This is a genomic window from Methylobacterium nonmethylotrophicum (assembly GCF_004745635.1).
Classification (GTDB): domain Bacteria; phylum Pseudomonadota; class Alphaproteobacteria; order Rhizobiales; family Beijerinckiaceae; genus Methylobacterium; species Methylobacterium nonmethylotrophicum.
The window spans coordinates 194,918-217,050 of the sequence record NZ_SRLB01000002.1; the positions used below are offsets into that span (position 1 = coordinate 194,918).

Here is a 22,133-nt window from a genome sequence, read left to right on the forward strand (position 1 = left end):
GAGGCCATCGTGCATCCAGATGAACCCGTTCGCAGCAAGGGCGAGGTGAGCGTCGGACAGGTTGTCGAGTTGCTAGGCTCTTTGATCGAAGAAGGCCTGCAATGCCATGTCGCGGTCCGTCGTGGACCACCATCGACCGTGACGGTGATTGTGCGGGGTCTCACCCCTGCTCTTGCCGATCGCATCTGCGCCCGACTTCGCACGTTGGACGCGACGATCACCGTCATCGAAGACCCGTCTACCGGGTAGGCGGCGGGGCGGGATCCTCGGTGCTGGGACCCCAGCTCAGTCAGCGTGAACGCGCGAAGGCGACCGAGGGCCGAAAGCAGCCCCCTGCAGGGGCAGGCGGATCGGGTTCCGACCCGAGGCCCGCTGCGCGACCGCCATTCCCGGATCAGGTGCCGGTGAGGCGCAGCATCGCGAGGCCCGTGTCGGCGGCGGGGCGGGTGCAGTTGCGACCGGCCTCCTTCGCCGCGTAGAGCGCGGCGTCGGCCCTGCGGTAGAGGTCGCCCCACCCGGCCTCGCCCGCGGCGGGCCCGACCGCGAGGCCGATGCTCACCGTGACGGCCCCGGGGACGATCCCGGCCGAGGGGCAGCCGAGCGCCGCCACCGCCTCGTGGACCTTGGCGGCGATCCGCATCGCGCCCTCCGCCTCGGTCTCCGGCAGCAGCACCACGAATTCCTCGCCGCCGACCCGGGCCACGAGGTCGTCCGGCCGGTGCACGCAGGCGGAGAGGCAGCGCGCGAGCCCCTGCAGCACCTCGTCGCCGACGGCGTGGCCGTATCGATCGTTGCAGCGCTTGAAGTGATCGGCATCGACCACGAGGAGCGCGAGCGGCCTGCCCGTCTGCCTCGCGATCGTCCAGAGACGGTCGGACACCTGCTCGAACCGGCGCCGGTTGGGCAGGCCCGTCAGCGCATCGGTGCGCGAGAGCCGGGCGAGCTCGGCCTGCAGCGCCGCCCGCCGGCGCAGGTCGCGGCCGTAGAGCAGCGAGAGGAGGATCGTCAGGCCGCAGAGCACGAGGACGATCAGGCTGATGACGAGGGCCTTGCCGCGCCACCCCGCCTCGATCTCGCGGGTGGAGAGCGCGACGTTGAGCACGAGCGGCCACTCGCCGACCCGGGTGAAGGTGGAGAGCCGCTCCACCCCGTCATGCGCGGCGGGGCCCAGGAAGGTGCCGCCGCGCTCGCGCGCGAGGCGGTCGAAGGCCGGCGTGCCGGCGATGGTCGCGCCGATGTCGGACGCGTCGGCGGGGTAGCGCACGAGGCGCGTGCCGTCCTGCGCGTAGAGGTCGATCGCAACGTCCCGGCCGAGTCCGATCTGGTCGAACAGGCGGCTGAAAAAGGCCAGGTTCAGGCTGCCGAGCACGACGCCGCCGAAGGAGCCGTCCGGCTTGTTGATGCGTCGGCTCAGCACCACGATGCGCGCGCCCGTCAGGCGGGAGACCAGGGGCCTGCTGATGAGCAGGCCCAGCCCGGGATCGGCGCGGTGCGCCTGGAAGTAGTCGCGGTCGGCATTGTTGAGCCGGCGCGGGGGCCAGCCGGCCGCGTCGACGAGACTGTCGCCGTTCTCGTCGAGGACGAGCATGACGCCGAGGTCGCGGGCGGTGGCGGCGCGGTCGAACAGGATGAGCTGCCGCATCTGCGGCGTGACCTCCGCCACGCCGGGTGCCTTCAGGTGGTCGATGACGGCCTGCAGGCTCAGGTCGATGATCCCGAGGTTGCGGGCAATGTCGCGCTCGAGGACCTGCAGCAGGTTGCGGGAGGTCTGCTCGGCCTTGTCCCAGGCGTCGCGCCGCAGGTCGAGGAGCATCAGCCCCGACACGACGAGCATGCCGAGGGGCGCCAGGACGCCGAGCGCGATCCAGGTGCGGGTGGAACGGAGCCGTCGCGCCAGGCGGGGCGGCAGGACCATCGACAGGCACTCCCGAGCGGCGCCATGACGGCCTGACGTGTCGCACGGAAAATCTTACCGCGGGCCTCGCCCGCCGCCTGACGTAACGCTTCTAACCGTAAAGTCGGAAACAGTGGCACCGCGGTGACGACGCTGTCGTCGCATGACCATCAACCTCCGAAGGTTCGGGCCATTTCGCGAGGCTGTATCCGGCGCATCGTCCTGACAGGACATCGTTCCGTCTTGGCCTCATCAGCTGAGATCGCGGATCGTGCCGACAACCTACGCGTACAGACGCCGCTGGTGTGGATCGGCTGGCCCGTGATCGGTCCGCTCCGGGCGGCAGACCGTCCTGCGGGCGATCGTGCGGTCCCGCCGCCTGCTTCCACGGCGAGCCGGGCCGCGGACCCGATCGCGGCCGCGTCGCGGCGGCTACGTGATCGCCTTGGCCCGCCGCTCCGCCTTCGCGGCGTCCATCCGCAGCCCGGCCTCGTCCGGGACGAGCGCCGGCGCCTGCTGGCCGATGCCCAGGGCCTCGTCGAGGATGGCCACCGCCTCGGCCCAGGCGCCGGGCCAGAAGAGGGCGGCGGCCTCGGCCGCGTCGGCGGCGGTGCGGGCGTCGATCTCGGCCGCGAAGATGGCGGTGCGGGCGGCCGCAGCCGCGCGGGCGCCCCGGACCCAGGTTCCCTGGCGCCCGGCCGCCTCGGCGAGCGCGCCCGCCGACCAGGCGGCGTGGCGGGCCAGGACCACCGCGCGGTCCAGGTCCTCGGCGGCGCGGCAGGCGGCGGCGTGACGCGGCAGCCCGGCCCGCTCCAGCACCGGCGGCAGCAGGCGCCGCACGCCCTCCCGGACGAGATGGCTCGTCCGGGCGGCCTCCACCGCCGGGATGTCGGCGGAGCCGGACAGGCGCAGCACGAAGGCGATCAGCCGCGGGCGCTCCGCATCCGGCATGGCGTCGTTGAGGCCGAGCGCGTAGGTGGCGAGCGGGCGCGAGAAGCAGGGCGGGCAATCGTCCGAGGAGCGGATCGCCCGGTAGGGCAGGCCCGCTGCCACGACCGCCGCCTCGTTGATGCAGGTGCCGCCGTCCGGGCCCGGGAAGGCGTGCGAGCCCGGCAGCAGCCGCCAGTTCAGGATCGGGTCGAAGGTGCCGGCCATCGAGGCCTCCGCGCTGCCGAAGGCGGCGAATCTGGCAGGGTTTCGGGCCGGCGGCGAGCCCATTTCGCGGGCGGCCCGGTCCGGCCGCATCCGGCCCGTCGGCACGAGGACAACGGCCGAAGCATCATTCCGCCGGTCGCGAACGACCGGTGCCGAGGCGGCCACCGGTTCGGCGGCGAACCGAAGGACCGCACCAGCGACAATGATGCAAGAACAGGAGCCTCAGCAGAGTTGCGTCATGCCGTTCCGCTCAGGCTGCCCTGCCCGCCCGACGTCGCCTGGCACGATCGCCCGTCCCCCTGCCGGTGCGGGACGCGCCCGCCCCGACCGGCGCGGGCTGCGGCATCGCGCCCCCGCCCTCGCCGGCTTGCCGAACCAGAACATATAGTGAACATTAACCGTGACGATCCCGGTAATGGGACGGACGAGGATCGGCGAGAGAGGACCGGCATGACGCGCTACCGCTTCCACTGCACCAACGGGTCCGAGTGCATCCTCGACGCCGAGGGCAGCCTCGTGCGCGGTCCGGAGGCGCTCGCCCGCCGCGCCCGCGAGGTCGCCGAGGCGGCGAAGGGCAACCTCGGAGCGGGGGCGGACTGGGCCGCGTGGCAGGTGAGCGTGCACGACCTGACCGGGCGGCGGGTCTGGGTCGAGCCCTTCGTGAGGCGGGCCGTGTCGGGCCGGGAGGCGCTGGCGGCCTGACGCCGCCGGCCGGGCTCAGTCGCTTGCCAGGAAGGCGTCGTAGACGGCGCGGATCCGCGGCAGGTCCTCCTCCGCCGCCCAGGCCTCGACGATGCGCCGGTAATCCGGGCTCGGCCGCTCGGCCGCCAGCACCGCGTCGATGCGGGCCACCACCTCGCGCCCCCAGGGCGTGCCGGCGCACATCACCCGGGCGAAGACCGGCTCCGGGCTCTCCGCGAAGGGCAGGCCCAGGAAGGCCTGCGGCTTCCCGAGCAGGCGGGCGTTGTAGGCCGCGATGCTGGAGAACTCGACGAGGTAGTCGAGCCGGTCGTTCAGCAGCATGCGGAAGGCCTCGCCGAATTCCGAATGGCTCTGGCCCGGCGGGTGCTGGCGGAGCAGCGCGTCGACGGCGGGCGCCATCGCGCGGTTGCGCAGCATGCTGGTGCGCAGGTCGCGGCGCTCCGTGAGAAGGCCGCGCAGCGACAGGGGCTCGAGCGCCGCGAAAAGCCCGCGCCTGTCGGCGCGGATCACGATGCGCAGCGGATAGAACATCGCCACCGGGCGCGAGAACACCGCGAAGCCCTCGCGCTCGGGGGTCTTCACGCCGCCGACGAAGCACCATTCCTCGCCGTTCCGGAGCGAGGTGACGATGCGCGGGAATGGCACCGTCAGGGTGGAATGCGCGTAGCCGGTGAGCCGGGCGCTCAGGAGGCGGCGGATCCGGTCGAAGATGCCGGCGTCGCGGTCCTCGCCCTCGGTCATCATGAAGGGCGCGGCGTCGTAGACCGGCCAGATGATCTGCCGAGTGATCTGCTGACTGGTCTGCGTGTCGGGCTGCGTCCCGCCCCGCGGCTCCGTGGCCCGGGCCGGTCCGAGCAGCGCCACGGCGAGCGCGGCCACGAAGACGGAGCGGCGCCCCCGCGGCACTCCGGATTTCTGACGGGTCTGCATCGTCTGCGACAGGCCGGCATCCTTCGAGGTCGCTCTCGCGCGACCGCACCGCTTCACCATGGTCTGTCCTGCGGACGATCCCCGACCGGCTGCCGACTGATGCAGCCCTGCGCTCAAGATCAGGTTAATCGCGATCACGAGCTGACGAGAAGACGTCGTCGTCCGATCCGACAGTCAAGGTGTCGATGGTGCCCGATCGGCCGCGCTCACGGCCGCGCCATGAACTCCGTCAGTTCCTCCCGCGCCAGCGCCCGGGCGAGGGAATCCTCCGCCGGACCGTCGACCGCCATCAGCAGGCCGCCGCAGACCGTGCCGCGGCCCGAGACCGCGTAGCGCATGGTGCAGGCGGGCTCGAGGGTGCCGGGGCGGCCGACCACGAAGCCCTGCAGGGTGCCGGGGCGGTCGCTGCGGGCGATCACCGCCTCGAGGCCCGCCACCCGGCCGGCGATCGCGAACGGCACCAGGCCGAGGCGCCGGCCGCCCTGGCGGGCCTGCGCCCGGCGCGGTCCCTCGAGGGCGACCAGGCTCTCGGGCGCGAGATGCGCGTAGGCCTCGAAGGTCAGAGGCCCGCCGTCCAGGGCGGCGAAGCGGTCGATCACCGCGAGGCCCGACAGGTCGTGCGGCAGCACGAAGACCCGCAGGTGGCGGCAGCCCGGCCCGTGCACGCTCGTCTCGACCGCGTGCGCCGTGGCGCCGGGCAGCGGCAGGCTGCCCCGGTAGAGGCCGCGCCCGGCCACCGGCTCGCGCCCGTCCGGCACCGCGACGTTGTGGGCGCGGGCCGACAGCAGGTAGTGGCGCGCCGCTCCGGTCTCGGCCTGCTCCGATCCGCCGGCCTCGACGATCCAGCGGGTCGCGCCGGCGGCATAGACGTAGGAGGTGCAGTCGGCGTGACCGTGCGGCGCGGTCTCGGCGAAGGTGCAGGCGAAGTGCGCCCAGCCCCGGCCGGCGCTCTCGTGGCGGGCCGAGAGCCCGTCGGGCAGCAGGATGGAGGACGCGGCGGCCGGGGCCGCGGCCTTGCGCTGGGCCACGAGCCCCGCGCCGCCCCGCAGCCGGGCGATCCAGCCGGCATCGTCGCTGCCCGAGAAGACCTCGCCGAAGGGCGGCAGCCGGCCGCCCGGATCGAGGAGGCCGGCGAGATCCTGGAGCGCCGCGTCGGTCCGGGCGGCGACGAGGGGGCCGGGCACCGCATCCCCGAGGGCGTCCTTCAACGCCCGCCCGAGGGTGACGAGGTCGAGACGGCGGTGGAGCGACGACTCGGCGCCATGCCCGTCCTCCGGCAGCAAGGCCGGCACGCCGTCGCGCAGGCTCTCTCGGGCGAGCCCCTCCCAGTGGCCGGCGAGCGGCAGGCGCGGCAGGGCGCGGGCGAGCGCCAGCAGCACGGCGGCGGCCTGGAGCTGGTGCAGGCTGCGCCCGAAGGTGTTCTGGCCGACGATCTCCGCCAGGGCGAAGCCGTGCCGCACCGCCTCCCCGACCAGGACGGGCGCCGCCGCCCCGGCGCCCGGCAGGGCGAGGAGCCCGATCCACGCCTCGGCCCGGGCCGGCAAGGCCGCCGGATGCAGGCTCAGGGGATCGGCCGGCTGGCCCCACGGATTGGCCCGCGACCAGGCCTGCGCCAGGGCGAGCGCCCGGGCGGGCGCCGTCTCGGAGAGCGCCAGGAGCCAGCCGAGGGACTGGTAGGCGAGGCGCCAGGGCACCGCACGGACCGGGACGGCGCGGAACGGGTCCTCGCGGAAGCTCGGGGTTTCCGGCAGGGGCCAGTCCGGGGCGCCGGCCAGGCGCAGGGTGAGGCCGCCATCCGGCCGGAGCAGGACCGGGCGCTCGGAATCGCCCCGCAAGGCGCGGGCGCGAGCGAGGGGCAGCGGGGCGGCACCGGCCTCGGCCGGGCCCGGGATCCAGGCGGCCTCGGCGCCCGGATCGAGGCCGAGCCGCGCCGAGAGACGGGCGAGGAAGCCCGGCGCGTCGAGGAGGTCGTCGCCGCACAGGCTCTCGAGCCGGAAGCGGTCTTCCAGGGCGATCTCGGGGAGCCCGAGGAGTTCCACGGCGGGCAGCGCCTCGCCCTCCTCCTCCCAGGTGCAGAATCCGAGGTCGAGGGTCGCGGCGCCGGGCGGCGGCGTCAGGTCGAGGGTGAAGCGGCGCGCCTGGGGCTGGGCCGGCAGGTTGATGGTCGCCCCCAGGCCCGGCCTGCCCTCCGCGCCCGGCACGGAGACGGTGCCCGGATAGGGCGGCGGGATCTCGGCCCCGTCGCGGTCGCGATAGACGAGGCTCGCCCGCGCGGCGTGCTCGTCGGGCCGCCCGGCATGGATCTGCCCGCGCACGAGGAGGCCGAGGCCCGGCACGAGGCCGTGGCGCAGGGGCTCGGGGGCCGGCCCGAGGCGGCGGCGGCGGAACACGCCCGGTCCGAGCGGCGCGCCGGGGCGCAGGCGCGGATCCGCGATCCGAAACCCCTCGGTGTTGCGCCAGGAGCGCAGGGTCAGGGCGAGGCCGCGTGCCTGGGGCGGCACCCCGAAGGCCACCCGCACCGGTGCCGCCCGGATCAGCTCGGTGCCGACCGGCTGGCAGGCCGGCCCGGCGATCCAGGCGCTGTGGGGATCGAGCAGGGTCCGGGACAGGCCCGGCACGTGCTCGGCGTCGAGGCTCGAGCCGTCGCCGGCCAGGAAATCGAAGCCCGCCAGCGCGAAGTCGAGGGCCTGCCCTCCCTCCTCCCCGGGCGCCCAGGCGAGGACGGCCTCGAGGCAGCACCAGGCCCCCGCCGGCAGGTCGCGGAAGGTCAGGAGCACCCGGGACCAGCGGTTGTTGGCGGTGATGGCATGCTCGCCCTCGCGGGAGCCCTGCCCCGCCCCGCCCGCGTAGCGGGCCTGGACCGGGAGAAGGACCGGCTCGGAGGGCGGCAGGGCCGGAAGCATGGCGGGGGTGACACATCAGGACGGGAGGGGACCCCGCGCCAGTGCCGGGGACGGGACGCCCCTGTCAAGGCACCCGCGCGAGCGCACCCGGCTCCTCCTCCGCCCGCCTGCCCGCCAGCGTCGCCAGCCTCGGGCAAGGTTGCGCTCCTAAACCCGCGGTTACGCGGCAGGGCCCGGGCATCGGGTCGTTTCGGGACGGGCAAGGAGTGACGGGCATGGAGGAGTTCGCGTGACGGGCGTCTACCTGTTCGAGCTCGCCTCGCTGCACGGCCGCTACCTGTCGGTGCGCCAGGCGACGATCGCCGGCAACGTGGCGAACGCCAATACCCAGGGCTTCCACGCCCGGGACACCGTGCCCTTCGCCCAGGTGCTGGCCCGGGCCGGCGGCACCGACATGGCGACGACCGCGCAGGCCCACCTGCACGCACCGGGCCTCGGCGTCCCGGTGCGCCAGGACGGCAACGGCTGGGACGTGCTCGAGACCGCGAGCGGCGTCAGCCTGGAGCAGGAGATGCTGAAGGCGAGCGAGGTCTCGCGCCAGCACAACCTCGACGTCGGCGTGGTGAAGAGCTTCCACCGCATGCTGATGTCGGCCGTGAGGAGCGGATCGTGATCGACCCCCTGCTGGCCGCCTCCCGCCTCGCGAGCGCGGGCCTCGAGGCCCAGTCCCTGCGCATGCGGGTGGTGTCGGAGAACCTGGCCAACGCCCAGTCGACCGGGACCGAGCCGGGCTCCGACCCCTATTCGCGCAAGACCGTGACCTTCAAGGCCGAGCTCGACCGGGCGGTCGGCGCCGCCTCGGTCAAGGTGCGCGACATCGACACCGACAAGACCCCGTTCCGGGTCGAGCACGACCCGAGCAACCCGGCGGCGGACCAGAACGGCAACGTCAAGCTGCCGAACGTCAACGCCCTGATCGAGATGGCCGACATGCGCGAGGCCAACCGCTCCTACGAAGCCAACCTGCAGGTGATCAAGCAGGCCCGCGCGATGGTGGCCAGCGTGATCGACCTCCTGAGGACATGAGCCACCGATGATCGAGGCCCTCACCCTCTCGGCCTTCGACCGGGCCGCCGCCTCCGCCCGGCCTGAAGGCCCCGCTTCCGTGCAGCGGGCCGTGCTGCCCCCGGTGACCGGGGCGGCGCTGCCGGGCGTGGAGGCCGCCACCCCCGCCGATTTCGGACAGATCATGGCGAGCTTCGCGAGCGGCGTGCGCAACGACCTGCGCGCCGGCGAGGCCGCGGCGATCGCCGGGATCCAGGGCAAGGCCTCGACCCAGCAGGTGGTCGAGGCGGTGATGTCCGCCGAGCAGAGCCTCCAGACCGCGGTCGCGATCCGCGACAAGGTCGTGGCCGCCTACCTCGAACTGAGCCGCATGGCGATCTGAGGATTTTTAGCAGATGAGAGCGCTCGCCGTCGCCGCAACGGGCATGTCCGCCCAGCAGCTCAACCTCGAGGTCATCGCCAACAACATCGCCAACCTGAACACCACCGGGTTCAAGGGGGCGCGGGCCGAGTTCACCGACCTGCTCTACCAGGCCGAGCGGCAGCAGGGCGTGCCCAACCAGTCCGGCCAGGAGGCGATCCCCGAGGGCGCGATGCTCGGCCTCGGCGTGCGCGCCGCGGCGATCCGCAACCTGCACCGCCAGGGCCAGCTCAGCAACACGGCCAACCAGCTCGACCTGGCGATCAACGGCCGCGGCTACTTCCAGATCACGAGCCCGAGCGGCGAGATCAACTATACCCGTGCCGGCGCCTTCAACAAGAACGCCACCGGCCAGCTCGTCACGCTCGAGGGCTACACCGTCGATCCTGCGATCCTGATCCCGAACAACGCCACCGAGGTCACCATCAACCAGTCGGGCCAGGTCTTCGCCAAGATCGAGGGCCAGGTGGCGCAGCAGAATATCGGCCAGCTCACCATCGCCAACTTCGCCAACGAGGCCGGGCTCGAGCCCCTCGGCAACGGCCTCTACCGCGAGACGCCGGCCTCGGGCGCGGCGGTGATCGGCAACCCGGGCGACGTGAGCTACGGCAAGATCCAGCAGGGCTACCTCGAAGGCTCGAACGTCGATCCCGTCAAGGAGATCACCAGCCTGATCACCGCCCAGCGCGCCTTCGAGATGAACTCCAAGGTGATCCAGGCCGCCGACGAGATGGCGGGCACGATCTCCAAGGGCATCCGGTGAGCCCGACCACGGTGAGACTGCCTCGCCGCCGGATCCGGCGGCGCCCCTCCTCCCGGCGCCACACACCCATGCGTTCCCTCCTGCTGCTCGCCCTCCTCGTCCTCGCCCCGGCGGCCTTCGCGGCCGACGAGATGATGCTGCCGGTGCCGACCGTGACGATCTACCCGGGCGACACGATCAAGGAGTCGATGCTGCGGCTCCAGGCCTACCCGCAGACCTTCCGGGCCCGGGCGGCGGTGATCGACGCGCCGCTCGCGATGGTCGGGCGCACGGCCCGCCGGATGCTGCTGCCGGGCGAGCCGGTGCCGGTCAACGCCGTCGACGACCCGCGTCTCGTGAGCCGCGGCGCGCCGACCCAGATGATCTTCGAGGAGAACGGCCTCGTCATCACGGCGGTCGGGTCGCCGTTGCAGAACGGAGGGCTCGGCGAGACCATCCGGGTGCGCAACACCGACACCAACCGCATCGTGCTCGGCACCGTGATGGCCGACGGGCGCATCAAGATCGGCGGCTTCTGATGCGGCGGGCCCTTCGCGTCATCCTGGCCGTGCTGGCCTCGGGGATCGCCGTCCCGGCGCACCCGGTGCTCGCGGCGCCGCCGGTCGTCGCCACCGGCGGCACCCGGATCAAGGACGTCGCGAGCCTGAAGGGCGTGCGCGACAACCAGCTCGTCGGCTACGGCCTCGTCACCGGCCTGCAGGGCACCGGCGACACCCTGCGCAACGCGCAGTTCACCGAGCAGGCGTTGCAATCGATGCTCGACCGGATGGGCATCAACGTGCGCGACGCGCGCCTGCGCACCCGCAACGTCGCCGCCGTGATGGTGACGGCGGACCTGCCGCCCTATGTCGGCGCCGGCTCGCGCATCGACGTCACGGTGACCTCGCTCGGCGACGCCACCTCCCTGCGCGGCGGCACCCTGCTGATGACCCCGCTCTCGGGCGGCGACGGCAACGTCTACGCCGCCGCGCAGGGGCCGATGGCGGTCTCCGGCTTCTCGGTCCAGGGCCAGGCCGAGCAGCTGACGCAGGGCGTGCCGACCGCCGGCCGGATCCCGAACGGCGCCTTGATCGAGCGCGAGGTGCCGGGCGCGTTCCGCGACCTGCCCGAGCTGATCTTCGAATTGAAGAACCCCGACTTCAAGACCGCGACGCTGATCGCCGACGCCATCAACGTCTACGCGATCGGCCGCTTCCGCCACCGCATCGCAAGCCCCCGCGACCAGCGCTCGGTGGTGCTGCAGCGCCCCCGCGACATGGTCCTGACCCGCCTCGTCGCCGAGATCGGCGACCTGACCATCCACCCGGACGTGCCGGCCCGGGTCGTGGTCGACCAGCGCACCGGCACGGTGGTGATCGGCCGCAACGTGCAGATCTCCACGGTGGCGGTCACCCACGGCAACCTCACGGTGCGGGTCACCGAGACGCCGGAGGTGTCGCAGCCCGCGCCCTTCTCCAACGGCCAGACCACGGTGGTGCCGCGCACGGAGGTGTCGGCCCGCGAGGAGCAGGGGAGGCTCGCGGTGATCGGCGGCTCCGACCTGCAGACGCTGGTGCGCGGCCTCAACCAGGTGGGGCTCAAGCCCACCGACATCATCGCGATCCTCCAGGCGGTGAAGACCGCCGGCGCCCTTCAGGCGGAGCTCGTCGTGCAATGAACCGGACCCTCCTCACGGCTCTCCTCCTCACGGCCCTCGTCCCGGGCCTCGCCGGCCCGGCGCTGGCCGCCGGCGACGGCCATGGCGGCGCGGCGAGCGACCCGGCCAAGGACGCGGCGATGCGGGCGATCGCCGCCCGCGACGCCCCGAAGGAGCCGACCGCCCAGGACTTCATCGCCAAGGAGCCCGGGAAGACCGGCTACTGCGCCACCATCGCGGACGCGGCGGCCGATGCCCGCTTCGCCTGGCAGAAGGATCAGCTCGCCGCCCTCGAGAAGCAGGTCGAGGAGCGCATCCGCCGCCTCGAGGAGAAGCGCGCCGAGTACGAGGCGGTGGTCCAGCGCCGCAAGGAGTTCCTGGCGAAAGCCGAGGAGAGCGTGGTGGCGGTCTACGCCAAGATGCGGGCCGACGCGGCGGCGCTCCAGCTGTCCAACATGCCCGAGGACAACGCCGCGGCGATCCTGGTGAAGCTCAGCGCCCGCACGGCGAGCGCGGTGCTCGCCGAGATGGAGGCCTCCCGCGCCGCGTCGCTCGCCCGCCGCATGGCCGAGGCCGGCCGCCGCAAGGACAACGAGAGATCGTGATGACGCGCTTCGCTCCGGCCCTCTGCCTCGTCGGATTGGCTCTCGCCGGCTGCCAGAGCCGCCTCGACGAGTTCGGCCGTCCGCCGACCCTGACGCCGATCGGCACCGGGCTCGCGGCTCCGCGCGAGGCCCTGCCGTCGACCTTCGGCTCGCTGCAGAGCCGCCACGGCTATCACTCGACCTGGTCGCCGGCGAGCGCCGACCTGTTCCAGGATCCCCGCGCCCGCAACATCGGCGACGTGCTCACCGTCAGCATCCTGATCAACGACAAGGCGCAGTTCGACAATGCCAGCGACCGCTCGCGCAGCCAGAAGTCGAGCCTCGGCTTCGATTTCGGCTACGGCGTCTCGGGGATGAAGGACTCGGCCACGGCGGACGCCGGCATCCGCTCCGGCACCGAGACCAAGGGCCAGGGCACCATCGACCGCAAGGAGACCCTGAGCCTGTCGGTGGCGGCGGTGATCACCGAGGTGCTGCCGAACGGCAACCTCCTGATCAGCGGCTCGCAGGAGGTGCGGGTCAACAACGAGGTGCGGGTGCTCAACGTCGCCGGCATCGTCCGGCCGCGCGACATCTCGCGCAAGAACACCATCGATTACGACAAGATCGCCGAGGCCCGCGTCTCCTACGGCGGCCGCGGCCGCCTGACCGACGTGCAGGCGCCGACCCTCGGCCAGCAGGTCTTCGAGACCCTCGCGCCGTTCTGACGGCCTCAAACCCCGGGGACCCGCGATGGCGGACAAGGACGAGAAGAAGGGCGGGGCCAAGGCCTGGATCGGGGCGCTCGCTCTCTGCACCCTGGTGGCCGTCGGCACCGGCGCGGGTCTCGGGCTGTACCTGATGACCAGCGTCGAGAAGGCGGTCGACCAGAAGACGCGCGAGGCGCAGGCGCACGAGAAGGCCGCCAAGGTGCTGAACTACACCGGCGAGCTCACCCTGCGCAGCGTCGGCTCGGTGGTGACGAACCTCGCCGAGCCGGCCGATTCCTGGATCCGGCTCGAATCCTCGGTGGTGTTCAAGACCGGCAGCCTGCCGACGCCGGACATCACGGTGGCGGAGATCAAGACCGACATCATCGCCTACCTGCGCACGGTCTCGACGGCGCAGATCGAGGGGGCGAGCGGCCTCCAGCACCTGCGCGAGGACCTCAACGAGCGCGTCGCCTTGCGCACCAAGGGGGCGATCCGCGAGCTGATCGTCGAGGCGCTGGTGGTGCAATGAATGGCGGTCCCGTGAGCCGGCGCACCCTTCTCGCCCTTGGGACGCTCGCCCTCCTGCTGCTGCCCGCCGGCGCCGCCCTGGCGCAGGGTGCGGCGGGCGGCGGTGGCGTCACCGGCATCCCGGGCCTCGACGCGCTCCTGCCGCCCGGCAACGGCGCGGCGAGCGGGCGCATCCTCCAGCTCGTCGCCCTGATCACGGTGCTGTCGCTGGCGCCGGGGCTGCTCGTGATGGTGACGAGCTTCACGCGCTTTGCCGTGGCGTTCTCGTTCCTGCGCTCGGGGCTGGGCCTGCAGAGCACGCCCGCCAACCTCTTCCTCGTTAGCCTGTCCCTGTTCATGACCTTCTACGTCATGGCACCGACCTTCGACCGAGCCTGGAACGAGGGCGTGCGCCCGCTGCAGGAGAACCGGATCAGCGAGGAGGAGGCGTTCACCCGCATCACCGATCCGTTCCGCGAGTTCATGTCGGCCCAGGTGCGGCCGAAGGACCTGCAGACCTTCCAGGACCTCGCCAGCCGCACCTTTCCGAAAGCCCAGGAGGGCGAGAAGATCGACCTGCGGATCCTGATCCCGGCCTTCATGATCTCGGAACTGCGCCGCGGGTTCGAGATCGGCTTCCTGATCGCCCTGCCGTTCCTCGTCATCGACATGATCGTCTCGACCATCGTGATGTCGATGGGCATGATGATGCTGCCGCCGACAGTGATCTCGCTGCCGTTCAAGGTGCTGTTCTTCATCCTGATCGACGGCTGGAACCTGCTGGTGAGCGGGCTGGTGCGGTCGTTCTTCTGATCCGCGATCCCGCATGAGAAAGGCCCCGCCGCGGCGGGGGCTGGGCGGGGCCATCAAGTCGAGGTCCAGGAGGCCGAGCTTACGGGCGTCGGCCCGGCCGCCGCATCCTCCATTTGCAGGATGTCGGGGCGTCAGGCGTGGGGTCGGGCCCGGCGCCGCGGGGCGGCGCCGGTCATCGCGGCGGGGGCGCAACGCTGCCAGCCCCAGTGATCGTAGGCAGTCGCGGCGCGCGACTCGCACCAGCCCTGGCGACGCAGGGCCGTGGCGTAGCGGTCGCGGTCCTCGCAGGCCTGGTTGGCGAGCGGCGAGGCCGGCAGGGCGCAGGCCGCGTCGGCCCGCTGCCAGCGCGCGACGAGGTCGCCGGCGGCCGCGGCGGGTGCCGTTCCGGCGACGAGCAGCACGGCGAGCAGGGACGAATGCAGGGGCGACATCACGCGGAGCCTCTTAGTCATCTTGGTCGAGAGGTAACGAAGAATCGTCGTGGAGATCGGACGGATCCTGGCAGTTCCGTCAAGCAGAAACCCGCGGTCACGACACGGCCTAATCCTTTCGGCCGAGATGGTTGATTCGGGCAGATCGGGCGGCCGTGTTGTCCTGCCGGCCCGCCTGCCGTGTCCCACCGCGATCGCCGGCCGGCCACCATGGCGCCCGAGGGTGGCGCCGGCGCCCTCGCCAGCGCCGCAATCCTGTGCTCAAAGGGCGCGACATCACGCCAGACGGGTTCTTCCCCAGCATGCTGCGCCGCCTCTACGAGTGGATCCTCGCGCTCGCCGCGCGCCCCTCGGCTCCCTACGCGCTCGGCGCGGTCTCCTTCGCCGAGAGCTCGTTCTTCCCGATCCCGCCGGACGTGATGCTGGTGCCGATGGCGGTGACCCGGCCCGACCGGGCCTGGACCTACGCGCTGATCGCGACGCTGACCTCGGTCCTCGGCGGGCTCGCCGGCTACGCCATCGGGGCGCTGCTCTACGATTCGGTCGGCGCCTGGCTCTTCCGTCTCTACGGGCTCGACAAGGGGGCCGACGCCTTCCGGGAAGCCTACGCGCATTACGGCCACTGGGTGATCCTGCTCAAGGGCCTGACCCCGATCCCCTACAAGCTCGTCACCATCACGTCGGGCTTCGCCGGCTACGACCTGTTCTGGTTCGTCGTCCTGTCGCTGATCACCCGCGGCGCACGGTTCTACATCCTGGCGGGGCTCACCGGCCGCTACGGCGTCGGCATCCGTACCGTCCTCGACCGGCACCTGAACGCCGTGGCGGCGGTGTTCGTCGCGGTCGGCGTGCTCGGCTTCGTCGGCTTCCGCTACCTGTTCTAGAAGGAGACGGGACCATGGCCCACGCCCTCGCCGCGCGGCTCACCGCGCCCCGGCCGGCGGCCCTGCTGGTGCTCCTCTGTGCCGCCGCCACGGTGGGGGGCGCCCTGGTGTTCCAGCACGGCCTCGGCTACGTCCCGTGCAAGCTCTGCCTGACCGAGCGCCAGCCCTACTACCTCGCCCTTCCGCTGCTGGCCGCCGCGCTCCTGCTGCCGCGCCGCCTCGCGGGCGGGCTGCTGGCGCTGGTGGCCGTGATCTTCCTCGTCGGGGCCGGGCTCGGCGCCTATCATGCCGGGGCCGAGTGGGGCTTCTGGCCGGGACCCAGCGATTGCGGCGGCGGCGCCGGGCCGGCGCCGGCCGGCGTCAACGACTTCCTCAAGTCCCTGGAGCAGACCCGCCCGGTCGATTGCACGCAGGCGGCCTGGCGCTTCCTCGGGATCTCGCTCGCCGGCTACAATGCCCTGATCGCCCTCGGGCTTTCCGGGCTCGCCGGCATCGCGGCCACGCGGGCGCTGCGCCGCGGCTGACCCGTTCCTTAGCGCTTCGGCTTCATCACCGTCGGCTCGGCGAGCAGCGCGGCCAGGCGCTCGGAATCGAGGGCGGGCTCGGGCTTCGGCCTCGCCTCCTTCTTCGGCTCCGGCTTCGGCTCGACCCTGGCCAGCCGGGCGGCCCTGGCAGCGGGCAGCGTCGGCACGATCGAGCCCGTGGTGACCGGGTCTTCGAGGGGGACGGACTTGACCGCGGCGACGAGAAGAGGCCGCGGCGGCTCCCGATCGAGCTGCGCCGAGCAGACGGCGCAGACGGTGGCGAAGCCGAGGGCGGCGATCGTCGCGAGGGTGAGGTTGGTACGCAGGGACACGGCCAGGAACTCGACACGGTTGACCACCCGGGAGCCTAGGCGCGTATCCGTTGCGATCTCCTTACGCCCGGCCTGCAAACGGGATCGGCGCTCCGTACACATTGGCGGGCTACGATTGTTATCTGGTCTAAGCCGTGCCTGAACCGCACCGTTCTCACACTCCATGGGTAATTACTACACACCGGCATTTTTTGTCAAAAATCAAGATGACCAGCCTCACTAAGCTTTGCAAGCGCATCAGCATCGATTACAATAACGATCTTCGTTTGATTATTCCTCGATGTTAAGTTGAAAATTAGCAATTTTCCCTATTTCGCGAAAAAACATTGCGACCGCCCAGGTATAATATGACTTTTATTTTTTTGTTTATGAGGCCATTATCGTAAATTAAATCAGACATTTATTTAGTCTCTTCAATCTCTTCTCGAGCAATGCCTCGCAAAAGGATGAGAAGACCGCTCAACGACCAAACGGTATGATCTATCTCATTCTTCTTTAAAAAATTCTCTAATATTTCAACTGGATCAGTTATACGCACTACGTTCTCATCGCCTCCAAGGTCGTAGAAATACATACATCTCCTTTCCTCTTCCTTAAATTCAGTCCAAAATTCTCTATCAGATCGGGCCAGATTAGAGAGATATACTTCTTCTTGATCGGTTAGAGATCTTAATATTATCACTTTATCCTCCATTTAGCCTGTCGACTTCGTGTGTCACTTTGATTAACGCCACTATTTTGAGCTCATAATCCTCTGGATTTTCTGCGTGGCGCAGCATATTGTCACGTGGATAAATTTCGTAACAAGAAAGCACCACAGTGTGCAATTTTTTTAGAAATAACAAACCAAATTAAGTATAAAACAATGCATTAGCAGCCATTTTCTGGCCAATTGGTCAATCGTCTGATTGCATCGAATCATTAATATACCATAAAATTCAATCTTTGATTAAGTCATAAACAAATATTTCTTTCACATTTTTTCAGTCAAAATTTCATTTTAAAAGTATTTTTTTATTATGAAAAGATATGTTCTACATGGGTTTCACAAACTTTCTGTGTTTACAAATGTATCGAAAAAGATCATTACGAACTTGTTCGATTTTAACGATCAATCCTAGTTCCGGTCGTCCGGCAGCGCCGTAAGCGGCTGCACCGCGATCCCCTCCTCCAGGAGCGGGCGTACCTCGTTCAGGCTCACTAAAGGATGCGAGATCCATCTTACTCAAGGTAACAAACACATTATTATCTATAAGCAAAACTCCACTGCCTGCTTTTTTGATAAACTGAGTGCCATAAATCAAATCAGTCATTTGAATTTTCTTCCTCGATTTCCTGCCTAGCTACTCCACGAAGCGCCATTATAAGTTGACCAAGTGGCCAACTTGAATCGTCGATTTTTCTTTCCGCAATAAATTCGCGAGCCATCAACAGCGGATCTAATATTCTAACCGCATTTTCGTCATTTAGATCATAAACATACATACATCGCCTCTCTTCGTCTTTGAAATTCGTCCAAAAAATATTATCCGACTTTGCTAATTCGACAAGCTTCTTGATTTCTATGTCGCTCAAGAACTTTATGATTACCATTTTTCTCTCCTGTGATCTTCATTTGCTAGATTGTTGTTCGATCTTTCTTTAAAACCTTGCCCAACTACCTGAATTCGTGAAAAAATTTCTTATGCTCTCAGTCTATTTGTTTCTGATTGTTAAACGAAACGAATGTCTTAGCAATGTAAATGTAATAGAGTATAATCATACGGGGTAATTTCACCGGTTAACATAAGATCATTTTTTATTCGTCGGTCCGAAGATTAGGTCCACTTGTTCCAGGATAGTAGCGCGCGGGAGGATGAGAATGAATACCATTATCCATCCATGGATTGTCATCTGTAATTATTCTGATGTCTTCACTAGAAGAACATTTAGCAATATATTATTGGATTGATAACTCGCCGTTATTGGTTCTAGCAGCAAATCTTGGCCATGACGGATCATCAACTACTACTACATTTCCGGATTTTACCCAATCATCAATCTTTTTACTGTCATCATAAGTCATATTAGCAGTTGCTTCATCTAATATTGTTTGTGTAACAACTAAAGTTCTACTAGATTTATTAAGTATATTTAATCATAGCCAGCTGGATTATAGGATGCGAGATCCATCTTGCTCAAGTTAATTAATATATTATAATCTATAAGCAGAACTCCACTTCGTGGTTTCATAATAAACTGGGTACCATAAATAAAATCAGACATTTGAATTTTCCTCTTTGATTTCTTGCCTAGCCACTCCACGAAGCTCGATTACAAGTTGAGACATCGGCCAGTATGAATGGTCGATTTTTCTTTCCGCAAGAAATTCGCGAGTCATCGAAATCGGATCTAATATTCTGACCGCATTTTCGTCATTTACATCATAAACATACATACATCGCCGTTCTTCGTCTTTAAAGTTTTTCCAAAAAAAATTATCCGATTTTGCTAATTCAACAAGTTTCATGATTTCTATGTCGCTCAAGTGCTTTAGAATCACCATTTTTTTCTCCTGTGTTCTTCATTTGCTAGATTGTTGCTTGATGTTTCTCTAAAGCCCTGCTCAACTAACCAATTTCGTGAAAAATTTCTTACCCTCTCAGTCTATTTGATTCTGATTGTTAAACAAAACGAATGTCTTAGCAACGTGAGTGTTAAACGGACCGTCGGGACACGATAGGACTGCACCACTAATATGTCGACTTTTTTGCGCAAACTGCTTCAATGATAGACATATAATACTGACCATTACGTCACACATTTCTACTCCATTCTCGAGGGATTAAAGATGGAATTATCGAGTCTAAATCAACTATAATGACATATCTAACTTTATCATTCTTCCTTATAGTGATCTATATTTGCCGTTTTGATGATTTATTGGAAGAAAGTGACTGGATAAAGGTCTTAATTTTACTCATTACATTTGAAAAATATCAAGGTTGTTTTTTATTTTAGTCGATTAAAAAATACTGTTAACCTCTGTTCTACCTCTCTCGTATCTTCTGGACAGAAACCATGTGCTACTGACTTTGCGATATGTTCTATCTCTTTTGCTGTTTCCATGTTTTTCCCAAATCTAATATTATTTCTTTGTCCATCCCTAGCATATATTAAGATCGATACTGAGACCATCTATCGAGCATGATCAAGGATAGACATATGAGACATAATTTGCAACAAAATTAAAGAGTTAACACTTCTATTGTGATGAAGACTCGGGGTGATATTTAAAGAAAATAGAAATCAGTACGAAAAATTACAATTCAGACAAGCAAGACATTAAGGAAGATAAAAGACAATAATCATACTTCTCCATAGAATGTTCTCAGTGTAAACTTATATACAGACAAAATTGTTTAAATCGATCAATGAATTCTCTATTTGGAAAATCACTCGTCATAAGCATGGCATCGTCGTTGAGTTGCAAACTATCGCTAAATCAGGTTTGCGTTTCAGTTCCGGTCGTCCGGCAGCACCGGCAGCGGCTGCACCGCGATCCCCTCCTCCAGCAGCGAGCGCGCCTCGGTCAGGCTCGCCTCGCCGTAGATCGCCCGGTGCTCGATCTCCCCGTAATGCATCCGCCGCGCTTCCGTGGCGAAGTTCTCGCCGACATGGTCGGCGGTGCGGGCGACGTGCTCGTGCAGGGCCCGCAGCATGGCGCGCAAGTGCCGCTCGGGCTCGGAGACGAGGCTCACCGGCGCCTCGGCGGGGGGCGGGGAAGCCGGCGCCTCGACCGGAGCTGCCAGGGTCGCGGTGCGGCCCAGCGACGGCGCCATGATCTGCTTGGCGACCTTCGCGCTGTCGCAGAACGGGCAGGTCACGAGACCGGCCCGCACCTGCTCGTCGTAGGAATCGCTCGACGGGAACCAGCTCTCGAAGCTGTGGCCGGAATCGCAGGACAGGGCGTAGCGGATCATGAGGCGGGATATCGGTGGGCCCAGGCGCGATTGCGAGGGCTGTCCGGACGCAAGAGCCGCGCCCTGTGGCGGAAATTCGACACCGAGATGCCCTCGGCCCGGTCCGGTCAGGCCCGCGCCACCTCGACCGTGACGGTCCGGGCGTGGCGCAGGGCCGGGATGCGCGCGCGCGCCTCCGCCACGAGGGCCATGTCGATCTCGGCCAGGACGATGCCGGGCTCCGCGCCGTCCGCCTCGGCCAGCACCCGGCCCCAGGGGTCGACGATGAGCGAGTGGCCGTAGGTCTCGCGGCCGTCCTCGTGCCGGCCGCCCTGCGCGGCCGAGATCATGAACGCGCCGGTCTCGATCGCCCGGGCGCGCTGCAGCACGTGCCAATGCGCCTCGCCGGTCTGCCGCGTGAAGGCGGCGGGCGCCGACAGGATCTCGGCCCCGGCTTCGGCGAGCGCCCGGTAGAGCGCCGGGAAGCGCACGTCGTAGCAGATCGCGACGCCGAGGCGGCCCCAGGGCAGGTCGGTGACGACGCCCCGGGCGCCGCCCGTGTAGGTGGCGGATTCGCGGTAGCTCTCGCCGTTCGGCAGGTCGACGTCGTAGAGGTGAAGCTTGTCGTAGGCTGCCGCGATCGCGCCCTCGCGGTCGATCACGAAGGCCCGGTTGGCGACCTTGTCGCCGTTCCTCACGGCGAGCGACCCGACATGGACCACCACGCCGCGCTCGCGGGCGACGTCCCGCAGGGCGCCCAGGGTCGCATCGTGCTCCGGCTCGCGGATCTTCTCGAACAGGCTCGCCCGGTCGCGCTCCAGGAGCGACGTCATCTCGGGCGTCTGCACGTAGTGGGCGCCGCGTTCCGCCGCCTCGCGGATGCCCGCCACCGCGGCGTCGCGGTTGCGCGCGGGGTCGCGGCCGGAGCGCATCTGCACGCAGGCGGCGACGAAGCGGGGTGCGGTCATGAGGAAGGCCTCCGGGAAGACCCGGAGGAGACTACGCCGGAACCGTGCCGCGCCGCCAGAGGCCGGCCACGGGATCAGCCGGCAAGCAGCGGATCGAGGCGGCCGGAGCGGTCGAGGGCGTAGAGGTCGTCGCAGCCGCCGACATGGGTCTGCCCGACGAAGATCTGCGGCACGCTGGTGCGCCCGCCGGCCCTCTCGACCATCTCGCGCCGGGCGCCGGCCTTGGCCTCGACGTCGATCTCGGTGAAGGCGGCGCCCTTCTCCTGCAGCAGCGACTTGGCCGCCGCGCAATAGGGGCACCAGCTGGTGGTGTAGATCGTGACCGGCTGCATCCGTCGGCTCGCGCGCTGAAGTCAGACGGCCGATATAGGCGCCCGGGCGACGCGCCGCCAGCGAGCGGCCTCGCGCGGCCACGAGAGGGCAGGCATGAGAGAGCAGCTATGACGGCGGCGCTCAGGCCGCCATCAGCTTCTCGACCTCCGTCACCAGCTCGCGCAGGTGGAAGGGCTTCGACAGGACCTTGGCGTCCTTCGGGGCCTTCGAGTCGGGGTTGAGCGCCACCGCCGCGAAACCGGTGATGAACATCACCTTGATGTCCGGGTCGAGCTCGGTGGCGCGGCGCGCCAGCTCGATGCCGTCCATCTCCGGCATCACGATGTCGGTCAGGAGGAGTTCGAAGGGCTCCTCGCGCAGGCGGTTATAGGCCGAGAGCCCGTTGTCGAACGAGGCCACGTCGTAGCCCGCGTTCTGGAGCGCCTTGGCGAGGAAGCGACGCATGTCGTTGTCGTCTTCCGCGAGGAGGATCTTCATGAACGAAAGTCCCGGATACCGATTCGAAGCGTTCATTCCATAAAGCGGCGCCTTGGTAAACAGAGTGTTGATGCGCGCCCGCCGCATCCCCGGATCCGGGGGGCAACCTCCGCCGTTCCCAGTGGACAGGCCGAGGCCGGGGCGCCAGATTAGCCGGATGATGGTGCGACCGCCTCCCGCTCCCGTCCCGAGCCCCGGCCCCCTTTCCCGGGCGGCC

The 22,133-nt window shown here is 66.9% G+C and carries 26 protein-coding genes; 13 read left to right on the forward strand and 13 right to left on the reverse strand.

Annotated features, from left to right (window positions below; all coding sequences use genetic code 11):
• Positions 1–394: 394 nt before the first annotated feature.
• A complete protein-coding gene (locus EU555_RS03630; protein ID WP_135413087.1) occupies positions 395–1,915 on the reverse strand; it encodes a sensor domain-containing diguanylate cyclase in 1,521 nt (506 codons plus the stop codon).
• Between the two features lie 411 nt (positions 1,916–2,326).
• Positions 2,327–3,049, reverse strand: coding sequence for a hypothetical protein (locus EU555_RS03635; protein ID WP_135413088.1), 723 nt, complete (start codon positions 3,047–3,049; stop codon positions 2,327–2,329).
• 450 nt (positions 3,050–3,499) lie between these two features.
• Between EU555_RS03635 and EU555_RS03640 the strand changes: the two genes are divergently transcribed.
• A complete protein-coding gene (locus EU555_RS03640) occupies positions 3,500–3,751 on the forward strand; it encodes a DUF6894 family protein (RefSeq protein WP_135413089.1) in 252 nt (83 codons plus the stop codon).
• 15 nt (positions 3,752–3,766) lie between these two features.
• Here EU555_RS03640 and EU555_RS03645 read toward each other — a convergent pair whose 3' ends face one another.
• Positions 3,767–4,741: a transporter substrate-binding domain-containing protein gene (locus EU555_RS03645; protein WP_135413090.1), complete on the reverse strand. Its 975-nt coding sequence runs from the start codon at positions 4,739–4,741 to the stop codon at positions 3,767–3,769.
• A 146-nt stretch (positions 4,742–4,887) separates the two neighbouring features.
• Positions 4,888–7,584: a heparinase II/III domain-containing protein gene (locus EU555_RS03650; protein WP_135413091.1), complete on the reverse strand. Its 2,697-nt coding sequence runs from the start codon at positions 7,582–7,584 to the stop codon at positions 4,888–4,890.
• A 229-nt stretch (positions 7,585–7,813) separates the two neighbouring features.
• Here EU555_RS03650 and EU555_RS03655 point away from each other — a divergent pair, with 229 nt between their 5' ends.
• The 10 genes from EU555_RS03655 to fliP all read left to right on the forward strand — a co-directional run bounded on the left by EU555_RS03655 (position 7,814) and on the right by fliP (position 14,026).
• Entirely contained in the window at positions 7,814–8,197 is a 384-nt protein-coding gene (locus EU555_RS03655) for a flagellar basal body protein (protein WP_135413092.1), read from the forward strand.
• A complete protein-coding gene (gene flgC / locus EU555_RS03660; protein WP_135413093.1) occupies positions 8,194–8,610 on the forward strand; it encodes a flagellar basal body rod protein FlgC in 417 nt (138 codons plus the stop codon). The genes EU555_RS03655 and flgC overlap by 4 nt, the downstream gene beginning before the upstream one ends.
• Positions 8,611–8,617: 7 nt before the next feature.
• Positions 8,618–8,971 (forward strand): flagellar hook-basal body complex protein FliE, encoded by a 354-nt coding sequence (gene fliE, locus EU555_RS03665; protein WP_135413094.1) that lies wholly within the window; start codon positions 8,618–8,620, stop codon positions 8,969–8,971.
• Between the two features lie 13 nt (positions 8,972–8,984).
• Positions 8,985–9,773 carry a flagellar basal-body rod protein FlgG gene (flgG, locus tag EU555_RS03670; protein WP_135413095.1) on the forward strand — a complete coding sequence of 263 codons (789 nt, stop codon included), beginning with the start codon at positions 8,985–8,987 and terminating at the stop codon, positions 9,771–9,773.
• 68 nt (positions 9,774–9,841) lie between these two features.
• Positions 9,842–10,291 carry a flagellar basal body P-ring formation chaperone FlgA gene (gene flgA / locus EU555_RS03675; protein ID WP_135413096.1) on the forward strand — a complete coding sequence of 150 codons (450 nt, stop codon included), beginning with the start codon at positions 9,842–9,844 and terminating at the stop codon, positions 10,289–10,291.
• Complete coding sequence (flgI, locus tag EU555_RS03680) at positions 10,291–11,430, forward strand: flagellar basal body P-ring protein FlgI (RefSeq protein ID WP_135413097.1); 1,140 nt, start codon at positions 10,291–10,293, stop codon at positions 11,428–11,430. Before flgA ends, flgI begins: the two co-directional genes overlap by 1 nt.
• A complete protein-coding gene (locus EU555_RS03685; RefSeq protein ID WP_135413098.1) occupies positions 11,427–12,014 on the forward strand; it encodes a MotE family protein in 588 nt (195 codons plus the stop codon). Before flgI ends, EU555_RS03685 begins: the two co-directional genes overlap by 4 nt.
• Positions 12,014–12,721: a flagellar basal body L-ring protein FlgH gene (gene flgH / locus EU555_RS03690; RefSeq protein WP_135413099.1), complete on the forward strand. Its 708-nt coding sequence runs from the start codon at positions 12,014–12,016 to the stop codon at positions 12,719–12,721. Before EU555_RS03685 ends, flgH begins: the two co-directional genes overlap by 1 nt.
• 25 nt (positions 12,722–12,746) lie before the next feature.
• On the forward strand, positions 12,747–13,235 hold the full coding sequence (locus tag EU555_RS03695; protein ID WP_135413100.1) for a flagellar basal body-associated FliL family protein: 489 nt from the start codon (positions 12,747–12,749) through the stop codon (positions 13,233–13,235).
• Complete coding sequence (gene fliP, locus EU555_RS03700) at positions 13,232–14,026, forward strand: flagellar type III secretion system pore protein FliP (RefSeq protein WP_135413101.1); 795 nt, start codon at positions 13,232–13,234, stop codon at positions 14,024–14,026. The genes EU555_RS03695 and fliP overlap by 4 nt, the downstream gene beginning before the upstream one ends.
• Positions 14,027–14,157: 131 nt before the next feature.
• On the opposite strand, the gene EU555_RS03705 is transcribed toward fliP, so the two are convergent.
• Positions 14,158–14,457, reverse strand: a complete 300-nt coding sequence (locus tag EU555_RS03705) for a hypothetical protein (RefSeq protein WP_135413102.1) — start codon at positions 14,455–14,457, stop codon at positions 14,158–14,160.
• Positions 14,458–14,759: 302 nt separating this feature from the next.
• Between EU555_RS03705 and EU555_RS03710 the strand changes: the two genes are divergently transcribed.
• Positions 14,760–15,341, forward strand: a complete 582-nt coding sequence (locus EU555_RS03710; RefSeq protein ID WP_135413103.1) for a YqaA family protein — start codon at positions 14,760–14,762, stop codon at positions 15,339–15,341.
• 14 nt (positions 15,342–15,355) lie between these two features.
• Positions 15,356–15,865 (forward strand): disulfide bond formation protein B, encoded by a 510-nt coding sequence (locus EU555_RS03715; RefSeq protein ID WP_135413104.1) that lies wholly within the window; start codon positions 15,356–15,358, stop codon positions 15,863–15,865.
• Positions 15,866–15,873: 8 nt separating this feature from the next.
• Here EU555_RS03715 and EU555_RS03720 read toward each other — a convergent pair whose 3' ends face one another.
• The 8 genes from EU555_RS03720 to cpdR all read right to left on the reverse strand — a co-directional run bounded on the left by EU555_RS03720 (position 15,874) and on the right by cpdR (position 21,916).
• Positions 15,874–16,197, reverse strand: a complete 324-nt coding sequence (locus EU555_RS03720) for a hypothetical protein (protein WP_135413105.1) — start codon at positions 16,195–16,197, stop codon at positions 15,874–15,876.
• Positions 16,198–17,231: 1,034 nt separating this feature from the next.
• Positions 17,232–17,510 carry a hypothetical protein gene (locus EU555_RS36000; protein ID WP_167858425.1) on the reverse strand — a complete coding sequence of 93 codons (279 nt, stop codon included), beginning with the start codon at positions 17,508–17,510 and terminating at the stop codon, positions 17,232–17,234.
• Positions 17,503–17,790: a hypothetical protein gene (locus EU555_RS03730; RefSeq protein ID WP_135413106.1), complete on the reverse strand. Its 288-nt coding sequence runs from the start codon at positions 17,788–17,790 to the stop codon at positions 17,503–17,505. Before EU555_RS03730 ends, EU555_RS36000 begins: the two co-directional genes overlap by 8 nt.
• Before the next feature lie 664 nt (positions 17,791–18,454).
• Positions 18,455–18,742: a hypothetical protein gene (locus EU555_RS03735; protein ID WP_135413107.1), complete on the reverse strand. Its 288-nt coding sequence runs from the start codon at positions 18,740–18,742 to the stop codon at positions 18,455–18,457.
• 952 nt (positions 18,743–19,694) lie between these two features.
• Complete coding sequence (locus EU555_RS03740; RefSeq protein ID WP_135413108.1) at positions 19,695–20,159, reverse strand: DUF1178 family protein; 465 nt, start codon at positions 20,157–20,159, stop codon at positions 19,695–19,697.
• 107 nt (positions 20,160–20,266) lie between these two features.
• Positions 20,267–21,106, reverse strand: a complete 840-nt coding sequence (locus EU555_RS03745) for a carbon-nitrogen hydrolase family protein (protein WP_135413109.1) — start codon at positions 21,104–21,106, stop codon at positions 20,267–20,269.
• A gap of 74 nt (positions 21,107–21,180) precedes the next feature.
• Positions 21,181–21,438 (reverse strand): glutaredoxin 3, encoded by a 258-nt coding sequence (grxC, locus tag EU555_RS03750; protein ID WP_135413110.1) that lies wholly within the window; start codon positions 21,436–21,438, stop codon positions 21,181–21,183.
• A gap of 121 nt (positions 21,439–21,559) precedes the next feature.
• Entirely contained in the window at positions 21,560–21,916 is a 357-nt protein-coding gene (gene cpdR / locus EU555_RS03755; RefSeq protein ID WP_048427828.1) for a cell cycle two-component system response regulator CpdR, read from the reverse strand.
• Positions 21,917–22,133 lie beyond the last annotated feature (217 nt).

What these genes read in the sequence shown, in the direction of transcription:
- EU555_RS03630 (WP_135413087.1), bottom strand. Translation starts at nt 1,915, where the DNA reads ATGGTCCTGCCGCCCCGCCTGGCGCGACGGCTCCGTTCCACCCGCACC.
- EU555_RS03635 (WP_135413088.1), bottom strand. Translation starts at nt 3,049, where the DNA reads ATGGCCGGCACCTTCGACCCGATCCTGAACTGGCGGCTGCTGCCGGGC.
- EU555_RS03640 (WP_135413089.1), top strand. Translation starts at nt 3,500, where the DNA reads ATGACGCGCTACCGCTTCCACTGCACCAACGGGTCCGAGTGCATCCTC.
- EU555_RS03645 (WP_135413090.1), bottom strand. Translation starts at nt 4,741, where the DNA reads ATGGTGAAGCGGTGCGGTCGCGCGAGAGCGACCTCGAAGGATGCCGGC.
- EU555_RS03650 (WP_135413091.1), bottom strand. Translation starts at nt 7,584, where the DNA reads ATGCTTCCGGCCCTGCCGCCCTCCGAGCCGGTCCTTCTCCCGGTCCAG.
- fliE (WP_135413094.1), top strand. Translation starts at nt 8,618, where the DNA reads ATGATCGAGGCCCTCACCCTCTCGGCCTTCGACCGGGCCGCCGCCTCC.
- flgG (WP_135413095.1), top strand. Translation starts at nt 8,985, where the DNA reads ATGAGAGCGCTCGCCGTCGCCGCAACGGGCATGTCCGCCCAGCAGCTC.
- flgA (WP_135413096.1), top strand. Translation starts at nt 9,842, where the DNA reads ATGCGTTCCCTCCTGCTGCTCGCCCTCCTCGTCCTCGCCCCGGCGGCC.
- flgI (WP_135413097.1), top strand. Translation starts at nt 10,291, where the DNA reads ATGCGGCGGGCCCTTCGCGTCATCCTGGCCGTGCTGGCCTCGGGGATC.
- EU555_RS03685 (WP_135413098.1), top strand. Translation starts at nt 11,427, where the DNA reads ATGAACCGGACCCTCCTCACGGCTCTCCTCCTCACGGCCCTCGTCCCG.
- flgH (WP_135413099.1), top strand. Translation starts at nt 12,014, where the DNA reads ATGACGCGCTTCGCTCCGGCCCTCTGCCTCGTCGGATTGGCTCTCGCC.
- EU555_RS03695 (WP_135413100.1), top strand. Translation starts at nt 12,747, where the DNA reads ATGGCGGACAAGGACGAGAAGAAGGGCGGGGCCAAGGCCTGGATCGGG.
- fliP (WP_135413101.1), top strand. Translation starts at nt 13,232, where the DNA reads ATGAATGGCGGTCCCGTGAGCCGGCGCACCCTTCTCGCCCTTGGGACG.
- EU555_RS03705 (WP_135413102.1), bottom strand. Translation starts at nt 14,457, where the DNA reads ATGTCGCCCCTGCATTCGTCCCTGCTCGCCGTGCTGCTCGTCGCCGGA.
- EU555_RS03710 (WP_135413103.1), top strand. Translation starts at nt 14,760, where the DNA reads ATGCTGCGCCGCCTCTACGAGTGGATCCTCGCGCTCGCCGCGCGCCCC.
- EU555_RS03715 (WP_135413104.1), top strand. Translation starts at nt 15,356, where the DNA reads ATGGCCCACGCCCTCGCCGCGCGGCTCACCGCGCCCCGGCCGGCGGCC.
- EU555_RS36000 (WP_167858425.1), bottom strand. Translation starts at nt 17,510, where the DNA reads ATGACTGATTTGATTTATGGCACTCAGTTTATCAAAAAAGCAGGCAGT.
- EU555_RS03730 (WP_135413106.1), bottom strand. Translation starts at nt 17,790, where the DNA reads ATGGTAATCATAAAGTTCTTGAGCGACATAGAAATCAAGAAGCTTGTC.
- EU555_RS03735 (WP_135413107.1), bottom strand. Translation starts at nt 18,742, where the DNA reads ATGGTGATTCTAAAGCACTTGAGCGACATAGAAATCATGAAACTTGTT.
- EU555_RS03740 (WP_135413108.1), bottom strand. Translation starts at nt 20,159, where the DNA reads ATGATCCGCTACGCCCTGTCCTGCGATTCCGGCCACAGCTTCGAGAGC.
- EU555_RS03745 (WP_135413109.1), bottom strand. Translation starts at nt 21,106, where the DNA reads ATGACCGCACCCCGCTTCGTCGCCGCCTGCGTGCAGATGCGCTCCGGC.
- grxC (WP_135413110.1), bottom strand. Translation starts at nt 21,438, where the DNA reads ATGCAGCCGGTCACGATCTACACCACCAGCTGGTGCCCCTATTGCGCG.
- cpdR (WP_048427828.1), bottom strand. Translation starts at nt 21,916, where the DNA reads ATGAAGATCCTCCTCGCGGAAGACGACAACGACATGCGTCGCTTCCTC.